14 protein-coding genes and 4 tRNA genes are annotated in these 15,318 nt (G+C 59.5%); 2 read left to right on the top strand and 16 right to left on the bottom strand.

Features of this window, described 5'->3' with window-relative positions; all coding sequences use genetic code 11:
- Window positions 1-203: 203 nt before the first annotated feature.
- From PZH32_RS05940 to PZH32_RS05925, 4 genes are all read right to left on the bottom strand, one after another.
- Window positions 204-2,048: an FAD-dependent oxidoreductase gene (locus PZH32_RS05940; protein WP_275206840.1), complete on the bottom strand. Its 1,845-nt coding sequence runs from the start codon at window positions 2,046-2,048 to the stop codon at window positions 204-206.
- Between the two features lie 173 nt (window positions 2,049-2,221).
- Window positions 2,222-3,715, bottom strand: a complete 1,494-nt coding sequence (locus PZH32_RS05935; protein ID WP_275206838.1) for a helix-turn-helix transcriptional regulator — start codon at window positions 3,713-3,715, stop codon at window positions 2,222-2,224.
- A 108-nt stretch (window positions 3,716-3,823) separates the two neighbouring features.
- The gene (locus PZH32_RS05930; protein ID WP_275206836.1) at window positions 3,824-4,153 is read right to left on the bottom strand and encodes a type II toxin-antitoxin system HicB family antitoxin; all 330 of its coding nucleotides are present in this window, start codon (window positions 4,151-4,153) and stop codon (window positions 3,824-3,826) included.
- Between the two features lie 25 nt (window positions 4,154-4,178).
- Window positions 4,179-4,406 carry a type II toxin-antitoxin system HicA family toxin gene (locus PZH32_RS05925; protein WP_275206834.1) on the bottom strand — a complete coding sequence of 76 codons (228 nt, stop codon included), beginning with the start codon at window positions 4,404-4,406 and terminating at the stop codon, window positions 4,179-4,181.
- Window positions 4,407-4,678: 272 nt separating this feature from the next.
- Here PZH32_RS05925 and PZH32_RS05920 point away from each other — a divergent pair, with 272 nt between their 5' ends.
- The gene (locus PZH32_RS05920; protein WP_275206833.1) at window positions 4,679-6,298 is read left to right on the top strand and encodes a CTP synthase; all 1,620 of its coding nucleotides are present in this window, start codon (window positions 4,679-4,681) and stop codon (window positions 6,296-6,298) included.
- A 668-nt stretch (window positions 6,299-6,966) separates the two neighbouring features.
- Here PZH32_RS05920 and map read toward each other — a convergent pair.
- Complete coding sequence (map, locus tag PZH32_RS05915) at window positions 6,967-7,740, bottom strand: type I methionyl aminopeptidase (protein WP_275206832.1); 774 nt, start codon at window positions 7,738-7,740, stop codon at window positions 6,967-6,969.
- An 11-nt stretch (window positions 7,741-7,751) separates the two neighbouring features.
- Window positions 7,752-9,677 carry a murein biosynthesis integral membrane protein MurJ gene (gene murJ / locus PZH32_RS05910; protein ID WP_275206829.1) on the bottom strand — a complete coding sequence of 642 codons (1,926 nt, stop codon included), beginning with the start codon at window positions 9,675-9,677 and terminating at the stop codon, window positions 7,752-7,754.
- A 63-nt stretch (window positions 9,678-9,740) separates the two neighbouring features.
- Here murJ and PZH32_RS05905 point away from each other — a divergent pair, with 63 nt between their 5' ends.
- A complete protein-coding gene (locus tag PZH32_RS05905; RefSeq protein ID WP_275206828.1) occupies window positions 9,741-10,748 on the top strand; it encodes an NAD(+)/NADH kinase in 1,008 nt (335 codons plus the stop codon).
- Between the two features lie 80 nt (window positions 10,749-10,828).
- Here PZH32_RS05905 and rplA read toward each other — a convergent pair whose 3' ends face one another.
- The 10 genes from rplA to PZH32_RS05855 all read right to left on the bottom strand — a co-directional run bounded on the left by rplA (window position 10,829) and on the right by PZH32_RS05855 (window position 15,142).
- Entirely contained in the window at window positions 10,829-11,539 is a 711-nt protein-coding gene (gene rplA, locus PZH32_RS05900; RefSeq protein ID WP_275206827.1) for a 50S ribosomal protein L1, read from the bottom strand.
- A gap of 61 nt (window positions 11,540-11,600) precedes the next feature.
- A complete protein-coding gene (gene rplK, locus PZH32_RS05895; protein ID WP_275206826.1) occupies window positions 11,601-12,095 on the bottom strand; it encodes a 50S ribosomal protein L11 in 495 nt (164 codons plus the stop codon).
- A gap of 114 nt (window positions 12,096-12,209) precedes the next feature.
- Window positions 12,210-12,740: a transcription termination/antitermination protein NusG gene (gene nusG / locus PZH32_RS05890; protein WP_275206825.1), complete on the bottom strand. Its 531-nt coding sequence runs from the start codon at window positions 12,738-12,740 to the stop codon at window positions 12,210-12,212.
- 3 nt (window positions 12,741-12,743) lie between these two features.
- Window positions 12,744-13,157, bottom strand: coding sequence for a preprotein translocase subunit SecE (gene secE / locus PZH32_RS05885; RefSeq protein ID WP_275206824.1), 414 nt, complete (start codon window positions 13,155-13,157; stop codon window positions 12,744-12,746).
- A gap of 89 nt (window positions 13,158-13,246) precedes the next feature.
- Window positions 13,247-13,323 (bottom strand) — tRNA-Trp (locus PZH32_RS05880).
- 23 nt (window positions 13,324-13,346) lie between these two features.
- A complete protein-coding gene (rpmG, locus tag PZH32_RS05875) occupies window positions 13,347-13,496 on the bottom strand; it encodes a 50S ribosomal protein L33 (RefSeq protein ID WP_022740305.1) in 150 nt (49 codons plus the stop codon).
- A gap of 114 nt (window positions 13,497-13,610) precedes the next feature.
- On the bottom strand, window positions 13,611-14,813 hold the full coding sequence (tuf, locus tag PZH32_RS05870) for an elongation factor Tu (RefSeq protein WP_275206822.1): 1,203 nt from the start codon (window positions 14,811-14,813) through the stop codon (window positions 13,611-13,613).
- A gap of 83 nt (window positions 14,814-14,896) precedes the next feature.
- Window positions 14,897-14,973: transfer RNA gene (locus tag PZH32_RS05865), tRNA-Met, on the bottom strand.
- Between the two features lie 3 nt (window positions 14,974-14,976).
- Window positions 14,977-15,052: transfer RNA gene (locus PZH32_RS05860), tRNA-Thr, on the bottom strand.
- Window positions 15,053-15,057: 5 nt separating this feature from the next.
- Window positions 15,058-15,142, bottom strand: a tRNA-Tyr gene (locus tag PZH32_RS05855).
- Window positions 15,143-15,318: the final 176 nt, after the last annotated feature.

The raw sequence follows: 15,318 nt of genomic DNA, 5'->3' as shown, positions 1-15,318 counted from the left end.
GGCCGGGGCCGGCAACGCCTTCAAACTCCCAAATTATAGCCGAGAAGCAGCCAAGGCGAGCCCACCGCTTTCCCCTGGACAAGAAATGCGGACAAACGCGTTGAAGCGGTGTTGTCTCTTGGATCCCTCCCTCGAAACGCGACGGCACCGCGCGCCGTCGGGGAGGAAGACGGGGCGCGGTGCCTCGGGAGGGAAAGAGAGATTTAGAGACCCTTGGCGGCGTTCTGACCCGCCAAGCGGCCGAACACAATGCAACCAGCATGGTTCTGGCCCATATTGGTGTTCGGGTAGCAGCTGTGGAAGCGGTTTCCTACCATCGATCCGGCAAGATACAACCCGGGAATGGGATAGTTGTCCCCGTCAAGCGCATGGACATGCTCGTCACTCATGACGCCGCCCACCGTATTGCGGAACTTCGGGGGCGTGATGGCCGTGGCGTAGAAGGGCGCCTTGCGCACCGGCGCCATACGATCGGCACGCTTGCCAAAGTCCTCGTCGACGCCCTTGTCGTACAATTCGTTGTAGCGCTCGATCGTAGCCGTCAACGCATCTACCGGCACGTCCATCTGAGAGGCCAGATCTTCCAGGGAGTCCGCCTTGAACTGGCTCATCTTCTCTACCTCGGAGCGCGTCATGGTGCCGATGGGGTCAAACAGGTGGCCCAGGGGAATATCTTCATAACCCTCGGTGATACGCCAATAGCAACGATGACCCACCGGCATATGGGATACCTGCTCGGGGAAATCGTCATCGAAGATCTGCCACATAACCTTTCCGGCCACGCGCATCGACTTGGCCCCGAAGACCTCGCCGACGGCATCCTCGTTCATGAAGCGATGACCCAATCCATCGACCAGCAGGAACGGGTTGCATCCCATGGCTCCGCCGTAAGAGTCGCACACATAAGTCATCGTCTCTGAGCGATCGATGGCTGCACCGGCCCAGGCAGCCAAGCTGATGCCGTCGCCCACGTTGGTAACATTGCCCTTCGCGTCGTTCTCCGGCCAACCAGTAGGCTCCAATTCCGCCGCCGAACGCACGTAGTAGTCGATCATCGCTGGATTGCTTGAGAAGTTTCCCGTGGCCAGGATGACACCGTTTTTCGCCACAGCTTTGTGCATGGCGCCATCCGCGTCCTCGAAGTACACACCCGTAACGCGGCCCGAATCATCCGTGGCCAACTGTCGCGCCCACACGGCATAGCGAACATCAGCGCCCTCTTCCACGAACGCCGCGGAATACTTGCCCACATAGGAATGACTCGGCTCAACAGCGATCACGGAAGCGAACATCGGATACAGCTCGTCGGTGGGATCCCACTCGGGATTCACCGGATGGTTGAAGAGGTTGATGTAAGGAGCCCCCTGCTTAGCCGCCTCTTCGCGTTCCTCCGTCACCTCGTCAAAATGTCGACCGGCCTTCGCCGCGAGACCATCTGTGCAAATATTGAGAATGGCCTCGTAGTCCAAATCCGTCTCTCCCGCCGTTTGCGCAGCGTCGATAACCGTGTAGTTGGGGCACTTCTCCAGGTACCAGTCGAAATCCTCGCCGCAGTGGTACACCATGTGCTTGATCAGGTTGTAATTACCTCGTCCTCGCCCATCGGCAACCATCTGGCGAAGGATCCGATCGAGATCCTCATCGGAGAATTCTACACCTTGAGCCTTCGCAATCTCGGAGTTGATTGCCGTGATTTGATGCGAGTGAAGATGGAACTCGCTGCCCTTCTCAAGACAGATAACGCTCGCGCCCTCCTCCAGGGCAGCACGGGCGGCACAGATACCAGCTAGCCCCATGCCGACCACAACGACATCAGCTTCAACATTTTCTACGAGCGAAGACTCGTCCACAGGTTCGGGCGCCACAAGAAATGACGGCGTATAAACGCCGTCGGCGTCGAAGCTTCCCCACTGGCTTCCGCCCGACTCGGCGAGCGCCTCACTTTGCGTTTTCGGGGCGCAGCCTGCGAGACCCGCGGCGAAAGCCGCCGCACCTGTCATAGCAGCAGCGCCCTTCAGAAAGCTTCGGCGATTCATGTTGGTTTCCATGGTTGGTTCCCTCCTCGTACAGACCTGGATTTCCGTGACGGCTTTCGGATGCCGAACACGACGCTATTCTGATCTGCACAGCGCCCGTTGGGGAATCAACGAACCATGTGATATTGCATCATTTCCCCTCGTCAATCCATGTGAAAACCGAGGAGGGAGGGAGCGGGAGGACGCTATTCGCCCGTTTGGTGAATGACGGCGATCAATTCCTCTCGTGAGCCAATACGAGCTTTCTTGTACACGTTTCTCACATGAGTCCGCACGGTGTTTTCAGAGACCACCAGCTCCTTAGCGATATAGGGATAGCTGTGACCGCGTCCTAGTAGCGCCAAAACCTCACGCTCGCGTGGCGTGAGCGACCACGCCTCCGCAAGGGCCTCGCAGCGTTGGACGGCCGCAGCCTCGAACACCTCCGCCGCGGTAGCCTCATCCCGAACCAGGAGCGCACCTCCATCGATCACCGGCCCATTGGTGATGGCAATGACAATAAGGTAAAGCGTGAAGAGGATGGCCCCGGCATAGAAGGCAACGTCGCCCAAAAGATAAAATGCCCCCATGCCAGCCAGCTCAGCAATGCCTGCGCCAGCGAACAGCAAGCCCGCTCCCACGCCAAGAGAGACGTTCGACTCACGCGCAGCATCGGCCACTGCCACCCATGCCGCCCCCAGGAACAAGGCAAAACCTGTCTCTCTGAAAAAACCGAAGAGCGTGAGGGTAAGCGCGCTGGGCTCGTGGCCAAGAAAGTAAGGACGAACCACGAACACCAGCACCATGAGAGGCAAGACGATATTGAAAAGCACCCGTTGCGCATCGTGACCGCGATGCGCAAATCGACTAAGTAGTAAAAGCACGGCGGCAGCGGCAACCATTCCGTACACCTTCTCGAACGCAAGGAAGATGCCCCCGTTGAGCGCCGCCGGAACCGTGTCCGTATCCCACGTAAGGCCGAACACGAATAAGGTTATCAGCGCTCCGATGCAGGGACGCCACACACCCGAAGCAAACGAGGCCAGACGGCTTTGCGTCGTCACCCCCTCCTCGCACGCCGAAATCTCCAAAATCGGTGCAGCTTTAAACGGAAGCGCAGCCACGGCAGCCCACGTACACAGCAGTAAAATGCAAACCGATCCAAGAGCAAAGGCGCCGGGCGCGAAATACATAGCGGCACTTGCCAGGGCGGCTACGGCAAACGAAAGACCCAGGCACATCAGCCGGTCGCTCATCGTTCGCGCCGAAAACCACGAAAGCCATGGGTAGAGAAGCAGCCCCATGCCAAAGCCACTGGCAAATCCGCGCAGCAGAAGAGGCAACGGACACAGCAGGCCAATAATGGCCAGCACCAAACCGCAGGTTCCCACCATACGACGGAGGAGTGCCCGAAATGCCATATCTTGAGCGTACTCTTCCCGTACGTAGAAGAGCAGCAAAGCGCCTCCGAGCATCAAGCACCCCGCGAAAAAGCCCATGACGAAAGGTTTCCACTCCGAGAGCCCCTCGGCAAATACCAAAATGCCCGAGCGATGTACCACGGCTGTAAGAGCGGCAAGCAGCAGTCCGAAGCCCCCTGCCGCCAGCGCCAGATTACCTAAGCCGCGCGTTCCTTCAGCTTCGCCGGGTATCCCCTTGGACATTGAACCACGCTCCCTGCATGCATTGGCGTCGGACACCTTTCCTCCCCGTTATTCTATCGCTTCCCGAACGTAAGCTGCTCTGCGCGCGAAAACCTACAACCCAAGTGCGGCGCTTAGAGGCAGGAACCCCACTCGCAAGCCTCCCTAAAGCGCCGCCTCAATAGCCTCCGCAACAAACTGATTGAGCGACTCCTGCTTGGCCGCCGCCGCCATGGCCGCAGCTCGATGCAAATCGGGATTAATGCGCACGTTGAAAGTGCCCCGATACGATTTTTCGGGCTCCTTGCCCTTTTCGGCACAGAAGGCCAGATAGTCGTCGACTGCCTCATGGAAGGCACTCTCGACTTCCGAGGCGCGTTCGGTCTCAAAGTACACGCCATCACGCATCCCTACTACTGCACCACACAGCATCTGGGCGTCGGCATCGTATTCAACTGTGGCATAGTAGCCACGATAGGACAGCACGCCGCTCATCGGTCCTCCTCTCCAGCGATGAACTTCACCGCTGCTTTATAGCACCGCGCGACATCTCATCAGAAGGATGCGGGGCGTACATGATAAAAATTCGACCATCCGCTTCGCGCCAAAAGCGCACCCGCGAGCCAGAAGTAGCGCCCTTCTGATCGATCTCGTAGCCATAACTTTCCATCACTCGTACGAAATCGCGAAAGCGAAACGTGCGCGGCCCCGCCAACAACGCTGCGCGCAGTTTCTCTATTGTAGTCATTGCGACTCTCTTTCTGCAACTAAATTATAGTTGCATTTCTCTATTCGCACGATCTCAGTGTGCGCGTGGCCGGGAGACACCCGTTTCTTCAAAAACGATACCGTGTTTCGCCTTCGTTAAAACCTCGGAGAGGGGCAGCCACAGCGGTCTCGAGGCTTCTACAATAGAAAAGCGTTTGGAAGTGCGCGCGATGCGGCTTCAGGCGCATTTTTTATGCCCGCGCCTCGCGCGATATACGGCGCAGCCCGCAAAGCGGGCGGAAGGGAGTCACCATGGCTAAGCACATCTTCGTGACCGGAGGCGTGGTCTCCTCCCTGGGCAAGGGCATCACCGCCGCCTCCCTGGGACAGCTGCTGAAAGCGCGCGGCTACAAGGTGACCATGCAGAAAATGGACCCCTATCTGAATGTGGACCCTGGCACCATGAGCCCCTTCCAACACGGCGAGGTGTTCGTTACTGAGGACGGCCACGAGGGCGATCTGGACTTGGGCCACTACGAGCGTTTCATCGACGAGAACTTGTCGCGCGAGTCGAACTTCACCCAAGGGTCCATCTACCAGACTCTTATCGCCCGCGAGCGCCGGGGCGATTTCCTCGGCGGCACCGTGCAGGTGATCCCTCATGTGACGGAAGCCATCAAGGAGCGCATCCGCCGCGCCGCGGAGCAGTCGGGAGCCGATATTGTCATATCGGAAATCGGCGGCACCATCGGTGACATCGAGGGACTGCCCTTCATCGAGGCCGCGCGCCAGTTCAAGAAGGAGATGCCCGCGGGCGACGTGCTGTTCGTCCACGTGACTTTGGTGCCCTACATTGCCGCCGCCCACGAGGTGAAGACCAAGCCGACGCAGCACTCCGTGAAGGAGCTGCGCAGTCTGGGCGTCCAGCCCGACTTCATCGTCTGCCGCAGCGATCACGAGATCACCGATGGCGTGCGCGAGAAAATTGCCCTGTTCTGCGATGTCGACACCGACGACGTACTGGCCTGCCCGGACGCCCCCTCCATTTACGAGGTGCCCATCAGCTTGTATGAGCAGGGCTTCGACATTTCGGCGCTGGCTAAGATGGGTCTGGCGCCCCGCAAGATCAACCTGAAGCCATGGCGCAGCTTCCTGCAGGCAAAGGACGCCTGCGAAGGCGAGCTTGACCTTGCCGTGGTGGGCAAGTACGTCAGCCTGCCCGACGCCTACTTGTCCATCAACGAGGCGCTCGTAGCCGCCGGCATTGCCGCAGGCCGCAGCGTAAACGTCCACTTGATCGACGGCGAGGAGCTGTCCGACCGAAACGCGGCCGACGTGCTGGGCGCCATGGACGGTATTCTCGTGCCCGGCGGGTTCGGTCAGCGCGCCTTCGAGGGCAAGATAGCCGCCGCCCGCTACGCCCGCGAGCACAACGTGCCGTTCCTGGGGATCTGCCTGGGGCTTCAGGCCGCCGTCTGCGAGTTCGCCCGCCACGTGGCTGGTTTGGAAGGAGCCACCTCGGCCGAGTTCGCCGACAGCGCCCCCGATGGAGTTCCGTTTGTGATCGACCTCATGCCCGAGCAGGAGGACGTCGAGAACAAGGGAGGCACCATGCGCCTGGGCGCCTACCCCTGCAAAGTCATCCCCAACACCCGCGCAGCGGCGGCCTACGGCGAACCGATCATCTACGAGCGCCACCGTCATCGCTACGAGGTAAACAACGCCTACCGCGACGCGCTGACCAGCGCGGGCCTTGTTATCAGCGGCCTCTCCCCCGACGAGCGCCTCACCGAGATGATCGAGCTGCCCGACCATCCCTTCTTCGTCGCCAGCCAAGGCCACCCCGAATTTAAAAGCCGCCCCACCAACCCCCATCCCCTGTTCCAAGCATTCGTGGAAGCGGCAAACAAGCAAAAGAGCAGCCTGGATTAGAGCATCAGCACTGGACCAGTACCAAAAACAAGGCGCAATCGGAAGCGAAGACGGAGAACGCGCAACGAAGGGCAGAGGGCCAGAATCAAGGTAAGTTCCAGGACTCGCCAGTTTAGCTCCCCTCGGATCGCAAAAACCAACTCAGGTTCCAAGATCCGCCAGTTTGGTTCCCGCAGGCTCGTCAAACCCAACTTAGGTTCCAAGATTCGCCAGATTGGTTCCCATGAGAGCGCCAAAACTAGACTGTTCGGTTCCCCGGTTCTGCAAAACACCAGGTCGAAAGACTTCCATTGGAGATACCGGGGTACCAAACTGCTTCATATTGGAACCTAGCGATCGATTCGTGGGTGTCTCGGCGCAAAATCGCACACAAACCTGCCCCACTGCCCCAACTCTAGACGAGTAGCGGACGGCCCCACCGCCCCCGCAGGGCACCGTCTGAACACCAAATAGAAAAGGCGATCGAAGATCGCCAGGTAAATACATGAAGGAGCGCAGCGCACGAGCGAAGCGAGCAGCGGAGCGGCGCGTGCCCGGAGCGGGGCGGCGGGGCCGGCCGCGGCCAGGTGGAGCGACCTGGAACCACCCAGCAACCGCGCGCAAGGCCGAAGGCCGAGCAAGCGGGAGCGACCCAGGTGGAGCAGCCCGAGACGACTCACAAGAGCACGCTACACCGGCCGCTCGTGCCCCTCTTCCGTAGTCAAAATGACCGGCCCGTCCTCGGTAATGGCCACGGTCTTCTCGAAGTGCACCGAGGGCTTCCCGTCGGCCGTGCTCACCAGCCACCCATCGTTGCCAGCCTTAGTTTTGCGCGTGCCCATGTTGATCATAGGCTCGATAGCCAGCACCATGCCCGGCACCAGCTTGAGCCCCGTATGGCGCCGTCCGAAGTTGGGCACGTTGGGATCCTCGTGCATGTCGCGGCCGATGCCGTGGCCCACGTACTCGCGCACCACCCCATAGCCGCAAGCCTCGGCCAGCGACTGGACCGCATGGCCGATATCCCCCAGCCGCTTCTTGGGGCAGGCCTGCGCAAGACCCTCCCACATGCAGCGCTCACCCACCTCGAGAAGGCGCTGCACCGATGGGTCCACCGTTCCCACGGGATAGGTCCAGGCATTATCCCCCACCCAGCCATCAACAATGGCACCGGTATCAATGGAGATGATGTCCCCCTCGCACAGCTTCGTTTTCCGCGAAGGAATGCCATGGACAATCTGCTCGTTCACCGAGGCGCAAATAGAGCCGGGGAAACCGCCATAGCCCTTGAAAGCGGGAATACCGCCCTCACGACGAATGGCCGCCTCGGCAATGGCATCCAGTTCAAGGGTGGTGATGCCCGGCTCCACCGCCGCTCCCACCTCGCGCAAAGCCAAGGCGGAAACGCGGCCTGCCTCCTTCATGGCTTCAATTTGCGCTGGGCTCTTCAGTTTGACGCTCATGGATTCCCTTTCTAGCGGCGAAGACGACGGCTCACCTTGCGCACCGCCCCCGCGATAAACGACGCCTCAGGCCAGTTCAGCTTCAGCGCCGGCGCAAACGTAACCGCAAGGGCCACAAGCCCCCCGGCCACAATATAGCCAAACGCCTGCAGCACGCTACCAGACAAAGGCCCTAGGACGGAACTGAGGCCGAACATGACCAGCCAGCCAGCAGCAGCGCCTAGCCCCCCCAGCACCAGACCGCGAGCAAGGGCCACGAGCACCAAGCCAAGCCCCATGGGGCCGTAATGGCGGCGCAGGTAGATGAAGGCCACTACGTCGCCGATGACGTAGGACACGATGGTGCTGGCGGCGATGGCATCAAGGGTGACGGGCATCCCCTGCTGGTAGGCCCAGGCCGCTCCTAGCGTTACGGCAATTTGCGCCAGTACCGCCACAAAGTTGATGATGGAGAACACCCCCATGCGGCGGATACTGCTGAAAATCTTGTTGAGGTAGGCATTTACCCCATAGAAGGGCAGCGCCACGGCCATCACTGCCAAGTAGCTGGCAATCTGCCCAATGGCGTCGGCGGTGAAAGCGCCAATGTGGTAGAGCGTCACCAACGGCGTAGCGAACACAATAAGGTACAGCGCCATGGGAATCATAAGGAATAGAATCTGGCGCGTGCCGTCGATAATGCCCCGCACCACGCCGCGAATGTTCTCGTCGGCCTGCATATCCGCAAGCTCGGTAAACATCGAGGTGGTAACGGGCACTGCCAGAAACGAGTAAGGGAACGTAAACCACAGCCGTGCATAGGCAATAACCGAGGGGCCATTGTCGGCGAACACATAGGAAGCGGCGTTCTGGGCCGATACCGTGGCGAAAGAGCACACCGTAACAAAAATGGCCGGCGCTCCCAAGCGCAAGGTATCCGACAAAGCCGGATCATGCCAATCGATGCGCGGCCGCAGGCGAATGCCCACCTTCTTCAACGCCGGCAGCTGAAACGCCATCTGCACAAACACACCCAGCGGATTGCCAATGGCAATGGCGAAATAGGCCAGAGCCTGGTTGTGCTGGGCAATAACGGCATACAGAATAAACGACGCAATGACAATCACGTTGTTGAACACCGGGGCGAAGGACGACCAGAAGTACTCGCGGTTGGCGTTCAGCAGACCCGACACAATGGAGGATGCACCATAGAATACAATTTGGATGGCGAAGAACTGGAAGAAGAAGACCGAGAGGGCCATTTCTTCCTGGTTCGAATAGAAGCTTTGCGTATAGATTACCTGGGCAGCAAACACCACGCAGAGCACCGAGACCACGCCGAGCAACAGCACGACAATGGTCAGCAAGTTCGAGGCATAGCGATTGCCGGCATCATGACCCAGCTTCTTTTTGACCGACATATAGACGGGAAGGAAGGCGGTGATGAGCATGCCGCCCATAACCAGCTCGTAGAGCATGTTGGGCAGATTGTTGGCCACCTGATAGGAGCTGGAAACAAAGGTAGAGCCCAGGGCGAAGGCCATGGCCCACGTGCGGGCAAAGCCGGTGATGCGCGAGATAATGACGCAGATGGAAATAAGCGCCGCCGACGCGCCGACGGCTTCGGCTTGCGCCTGGGCGTCGACGGGGGCATCGGCCGTCTCGGCTTCGACGATCTCCTGCTGACGCAGCGTCTCTTCTTCCACCGCCGAAGGAATAGTGCGGTCAAGACCCGCATGGGAACCCACAATCGGGATGAGGCCCGTGGCCCCGGGATCCGTGGGAGGAGATAGCAGCGTCTTGTCCACACCGCGATGACGCCCTCGCGCCGGCATGCGACGCTCTTGATTGAGCCGCGGGTTGTTCCGTGGGCCGCTGGCCACAGGCACACCGCTCTTCTCCGGGCGCGCGGCCGGCTTTTCTTTGCTATGGCGAGCTCGTTGGAGTTTATCGGCCATGGAAGCGCCTTAGGACCATCGGGTATAATTTCCCATCATAGCAAAGACCGAAAGTAGAGCCCCATGCATATACTTGTCGTGCGCAATAACTCCAATCCGCAGGCCATCGACGCCTCTCTTCTGGTGGCCACCTATCTGACCAGCCAGGGCATTGCCTCAACGGTGGTGGACTCCTCCTCACTTGGCAACGACCAGGAACGCGAGGCCATTCGCCGTCAACTCCCCCAGGACATCGATCTTGTCATTGTCCTTGGCGGCGATGGCACGGTGCTCCACACGGTGCATCTGCTCCACACTCGCCACACGCCCATTCTCCCCATCAATTTCGGCCGTCTCGGGTTTCTGGCCAACGCCGACGATGCCGGGCTCATCCCTCTTATTGCCGACGCCCTTGCGGGCGAGCTAACCGCCGAGCAGCGCGCCCTCTTGTCCATTCAGGTTGTGTGCGAAGACGAGCGCGACCCCTATGACGCCGACTGCTACGACGAGGCCGGGGGCTTTGCCGAAGAAGCCACGTGCTCGCTTGACGAGGTGTCGCTGCCCACTATCTGGGGGTCGTGGGTCTGCGAGGACAAGTTTGGAGTTAACTCCCGAGGTCTGGCAGGCATCCGTCACTTCTTCGCCCTGAACGAGCTGGCCCTCACGCGTGGATCGTTGGGGCGCATTATCGAGTTGTCACTGGGTATCTCCGGCACCACCGTGGATCACCTGCGCGGCGACGGCATCATCGTCAGTACGGCCACCGGCTCGACGGCCTACGCTCTTTCGGCAGGAGGACCACTGGTCTCCCCCGGCTTTAAGGGCATGATCGCCGTACCCCTGGCTCCCCATACCTTGAAATCGCGCGCCATTGTTACCGACTCTCATGATGTTATCGAGCTTACGCTTGCCAACGCCGATGCCTTCCGCGAGGCAACGCTGTTTGTTGACGGCGAGATTGTTCCGTTCCCCCAGCCCCTTAAGAAGATCTACGTGCAGCGGGCAGACCATCCAGTTACCCTGCTGCGCGTCGAGGGCACCAGCTTTTACGAGCGTCTCTCGCGTGACTTCTTCGGCGATCAATGCGCCTAGAATCCTCTGCTCGTCTTTCCTCAAACAAAAAAAGAAACCCCGCCGAAGCGGGGTTTCTTTTTGTGACGTGAGAAGTGAGTTTACTCAGCGCCCTCGGTGTAAGCGCGGGTCACCGAAGAGTCCACGGGCACGCCCGGGGTCATGGTGCCGGATACCGTGATGGACTTCACGTACTTGCCCTTGGCAGCGGCCGGCTTCATGCGCAGGATCTCGTCGTAAACCGCGCCGTAGTTCTGAGCCAGCTGCTCGGCGGTGAAGCTCACCTTGCCGAGGATGACGTGAGCGATGCCGTAACGGTCGGCGCGGTACTCCACGCGGCCGCCCTTCAGCTCGTTGATGGCCTTGGCCACATCGTTGGTGACCGTGCCGAGCTTCGGGTTGGGCATCAGGCCACGGGGGCCGAGGATCTTACCCAGACGGCCAACCTTGCCCATCTGGTCGGGGGTAGCCACAGCAGCGTCGAAGTTGAACTCGCCGGCCTGGATCTGCTCCATGAGGATGTCGGTGCCCACGATGTCGGCGCCAGCCTCCTCGGCGGCACGGGCAGCCTCGCCCTCGGCAAAGACAGCCACGCGAACCGTCTTACCAGAGCCGTTCGGCAGGCTCACGGTGCCGCGGAGCTGCTGGTCGGCCTGACGGGTATCGATACCCAGACGGAAATCGCCGGTCACCGTCTCATCGAAGTTGGCGGTGGAGATCTCCTTCAGAAGCTTCATAGCCTCGATAGGAGCCACGGCCTCGGCGGGAATCTGCTTCTCGGCAGCTTCGTACTTCTTACCATGCTTGGTCATGTGAAACATTCCTTTCGTGGTAATGGCGGGCGCTTCTAGCCCTTCCACTGGTGGTTCTTAGTTATTCGGCCTTGCCCTGAAGCAGCGCGGCAACCTTACGGCTGGGCACGTACTTCTTCTTCATCTCGCGACCCTCGATGCGCACGCCCATGGAGCGAGCGGTGCCGGCCACGATCTCCATGGCGGCCTCGATGGTGTTGGCGTTCAGGTCGGGCATCTTGATCTCGGCGATCTCGCGGAGCTGGTCCTCGGTGAGGGTGCCGGCCACCTGAATCTGAGGAATGGCGGCGCCGCTCTTGATGCCCAGCTTCTCCTTGATGAGCACGGCCGCCGGCGGGGTCTTGCACACAAAGGTGAAGGACTTGTCCTCGTAGACGGTGATCTCAACCGGGATGATGGTGCCGGACTGGTCCTGCGTCTGGGCGTTGAACGCCTGGCAGAATTGCATGATGTTGACGCCCTGGGCGCCCAGTGCCGGGCCAACCGGAGGAGCCGGATTGGCAGCGCCGGCGGGGATTTGCAGCTTTACAAATCCAGTGACTTTCTTGTCAGCCATCTGTGACTACCTTTCAGATGTATCGACTACACTTCTCTATCACTAAAAACCCCAGGTTCGCGAGAAGCCCCGGTCCACGCGGGCACAACCCCTGAAGTCAAAGTGCTTGCAAAATTAGATCTTCGCCACCTGGTCGAACGAAAGCTCAACCGGGGTCTCACGGCCGAAGATGGATACCATAACCTTGACCTTGCCGGCGTCGGGCATAACCTCGGACACCGTGCCGTCGAACTCGGCTAGAGGACCATGGGTCACCTTGACCGACTGTCCCACCTCAAGGCTGGTGGAAGTCTTCTTGGGAGCCTCGCGGCTCGTACGCTTCATAATCTTGTTGTACTCTTCGCGCGTAAGAGCCTGAGGGTTGCCCTGGCTTCCCACGAACCCGGTAACGCCGGGAGTGTTACGCACCGCAGCCCAGCTGCGGTCGTCCAGCTCCATGCGCACGAGCACGTAGCCCGGGAACACCTTCTTCTCGCTCTCAACGCGACGGCCGCCCTCTTTGATCTCGGTGACCATTTCGGTGGGGATCTCGATGCCGAACACGTTGTTCTCGAGACCCATAGCTTCAATGCGAGTCTCCAGGTTAGTCTTCACCTTGTTCTCGTAGCCCGAGTACGTGTGCAGAACATACCATTTCTTTGCCATCGATTACGCCCCAATTCCGGAAATCAAAACGAGCAGCGGAGTGATGATTGCGTTATCAAGAACCGCCACGAACACGCCGAAGAACAACAGGGCCACCACCACGACGCCGCTCCAGCGGAGCACGTCGGTGCGCGTCGGCCACGTCACGCGCTTCATTTCAGCCTTCACGTCACGGAAGAACTGGAAGCGCTTCTTCTTTTTCGGCTTGTCCTCGGACTTCTTCGAGGCTTTGCCGTTATCAGAAGACTCAGATTCGCTCTCGGAGCTTTTCTTGAAGAACGAGCCCTTCTTCTTTTCGCTCTCGGCAGCCTCGGCCACAGCCGGCTGCGGGTTGAGCGCCTCTTGCTCGCGCTCGGCCTTGCGCTGCTGACGGGCAGCAGAAGCCTTAGCTTTCTGTGTCTTGGATTTCTTTGCCATGGGATTCCTTATTCGACATATAACTGTCTTCGAGATTCTCTGTCTCTAATCGCCAAAAAAGCAGCCATGGGCTGCTCACGGTAACAAGCTGGCAGGCCAGGAGGGACTCGAACCCCCAACATGCGGTTTTGGAGACCGCCGCTCTACCAATTGGAGCTACTGGCCTATGCCTGTTTCTTCCTTAACCTTTTATCGAGTCTCTTTGTGCACCGTGTGGGCGTTGCACCACTTGCAGTACTTCTTGAGCTCGATACGGTCAGGATTGTTCTGCTTGTTCTTCTTGGTCGTGTAGTTGCGGCGCTTGCACTCAGTGCAGGCCAGAGTGACCAAAGTACGCATGAATTCTCCTTTTACCTATAAAACGAAAGTGCAGGTTTGATCATACACATGAAGCGCAGGGTAAGCGGGGCTTGCCCGATTGAGCAAGCCCCGCCAAATTCCAAGTAGTCTAGCTTACTTGAAGATCTTGGTCACGCGACCAGAGCCAACGGTGCGGCCACCCTCGCGGATAGCGAACTTCAGGCCCTCTTCCATGGCGATGGGGTGAATGAGCTCGCCCTTGATCGTCACGTTGTCGCCCGGCATAACCATCTCGGTGCCCTCGGGAAGGTGGGCAACGCCAGTCACGTCGGTGGTGCGGAAGTAGAACTGCGGACGATAGCCATCGAAGAACGGGGTGTGACGGCCGCCCTCTTCCTTGGTCAGGATGTAGACCTGGCCCTCGAACTCGGTGTGCGGAGTCACGCTACCGGGCTTGCAGAGAACCTGGCCACGAACGATCTCCTCGCGCTTAACGCCGCGAAGCAGGCAGCCGATGTTGTCGCCGGCCTGAGCCTCGTCCAGCAGCTTGCGGAACATCTCGATACCGGTGCAGACCGTGTTGGCGGTCTCGCGGATACCAACGATCTCCAGCGGGTCGTTCACGTGAAGCACACCGCGCTCCACACGACCGGTGGCAACGGTGCCGCGGCCGGTGATGGTCATGGTGTCCTCAACAGCCATCAGGAAGGGCTTATCGACGTCGCGGTCGGGCGTGGGGATGTAGGAGTCAACAGCGTCCATGAGCTCCCACACCTTCTCCTGCCACTCCTTGTCGCCCTCGAGGGCCTTCAGAGCGGAGCCACGGATGATGGGGGTGTCGTCGCCGGGGAACTCATAGCTGTCGAGCAGCTCGCGAACTTCCATCTCGACGAGCTCGATGAGCTCCTCGTCGTCAACCATATCGCACTTGTTCAGGAAGACCACGATGTAGGGCACGCCTACCTGACGGGCGAGCAGGATGTGCTCGCGAGTCTGGGCCATGGGGCCGTCGGTAGCAGCGATAACCAGGATAGCGCCGTCCATCTGAGCAGCACCGGTGATCATGTTCTTCACGTAGTCGGCGTGACCGGGGCAGTCAACGTGAGCGTAGTGACGGGTATCGGTCTCGTACTCAATGTGAGCAATGGAGATGGTGATGCCGCGCTCGCGCTCCTCGGGGGCCTTGTCGATCATGTCGAAGGCGGTGAAGTCGGCAGTAGCGCTGCCATGGGAGCCATCGTTCTCAGACAGGGTCTTGGAGATGGCGGCCGTGAGCGTCGTCTTGCCGTGGTCAACGTGACCAATGGTACCGATGTTAACATGCGGCTTGGAACGCTCGAACTTCTCCTTAGCCATGTTTCATCCTCCTTAAAAAGGGCGATTCGCTAAACGAATTACAACAAAATAAACGCGCCCAAAAAGGACGCGGTAAATCTAAATGGTAGCGGTGACTGGATTTGAACCAGTGACGCCACGGGTATGAACCGTGTGCTCTGACCAACTGAGCTACACCGCCAAGTGGAGCCTGCGACCGGACTTGAACCGGTGACCTCTTCGTTACCAACGAAGTGCTCTACCGACTGAGCTACACAGGCAGAAATGGTGGGCGCGCTAGGATTCGAACCTAGGTAGGCATAACCAACGGGTTTACAGCCCGTCCCCTTTAACCACTCGGGCACACGCCCATTTCGGCGCTTTAATTCATGTGTACTTTTCAAGCTGCCTGCCGCTTTCCCCGAACCAGGAAAAGCGAGCGAATGAATAATACGTTACGGAAGGAGCGGTGTCAACTGTTTACACGCCCCCGGGCGTGTCTCCACGATTCCTCCCCAAATTCCCTGGTTATCCTAGGGACACGCAG

Source organism: Adlercreutzia equolifaciens (assembly GCF_029076695.1).
GTDB lineage: Bacteria > Actinomycetota > Coriobacteriia > Coriobacteriales > Eggerthellaceae > Adlercreutzia > Adlercreutzia equolifaciens_A.
The sequence above is the reverse complement of the archived record's forward strand: the minus strand, read 5'-3'. Positions and strand labels throughout refer to the sequence as shown.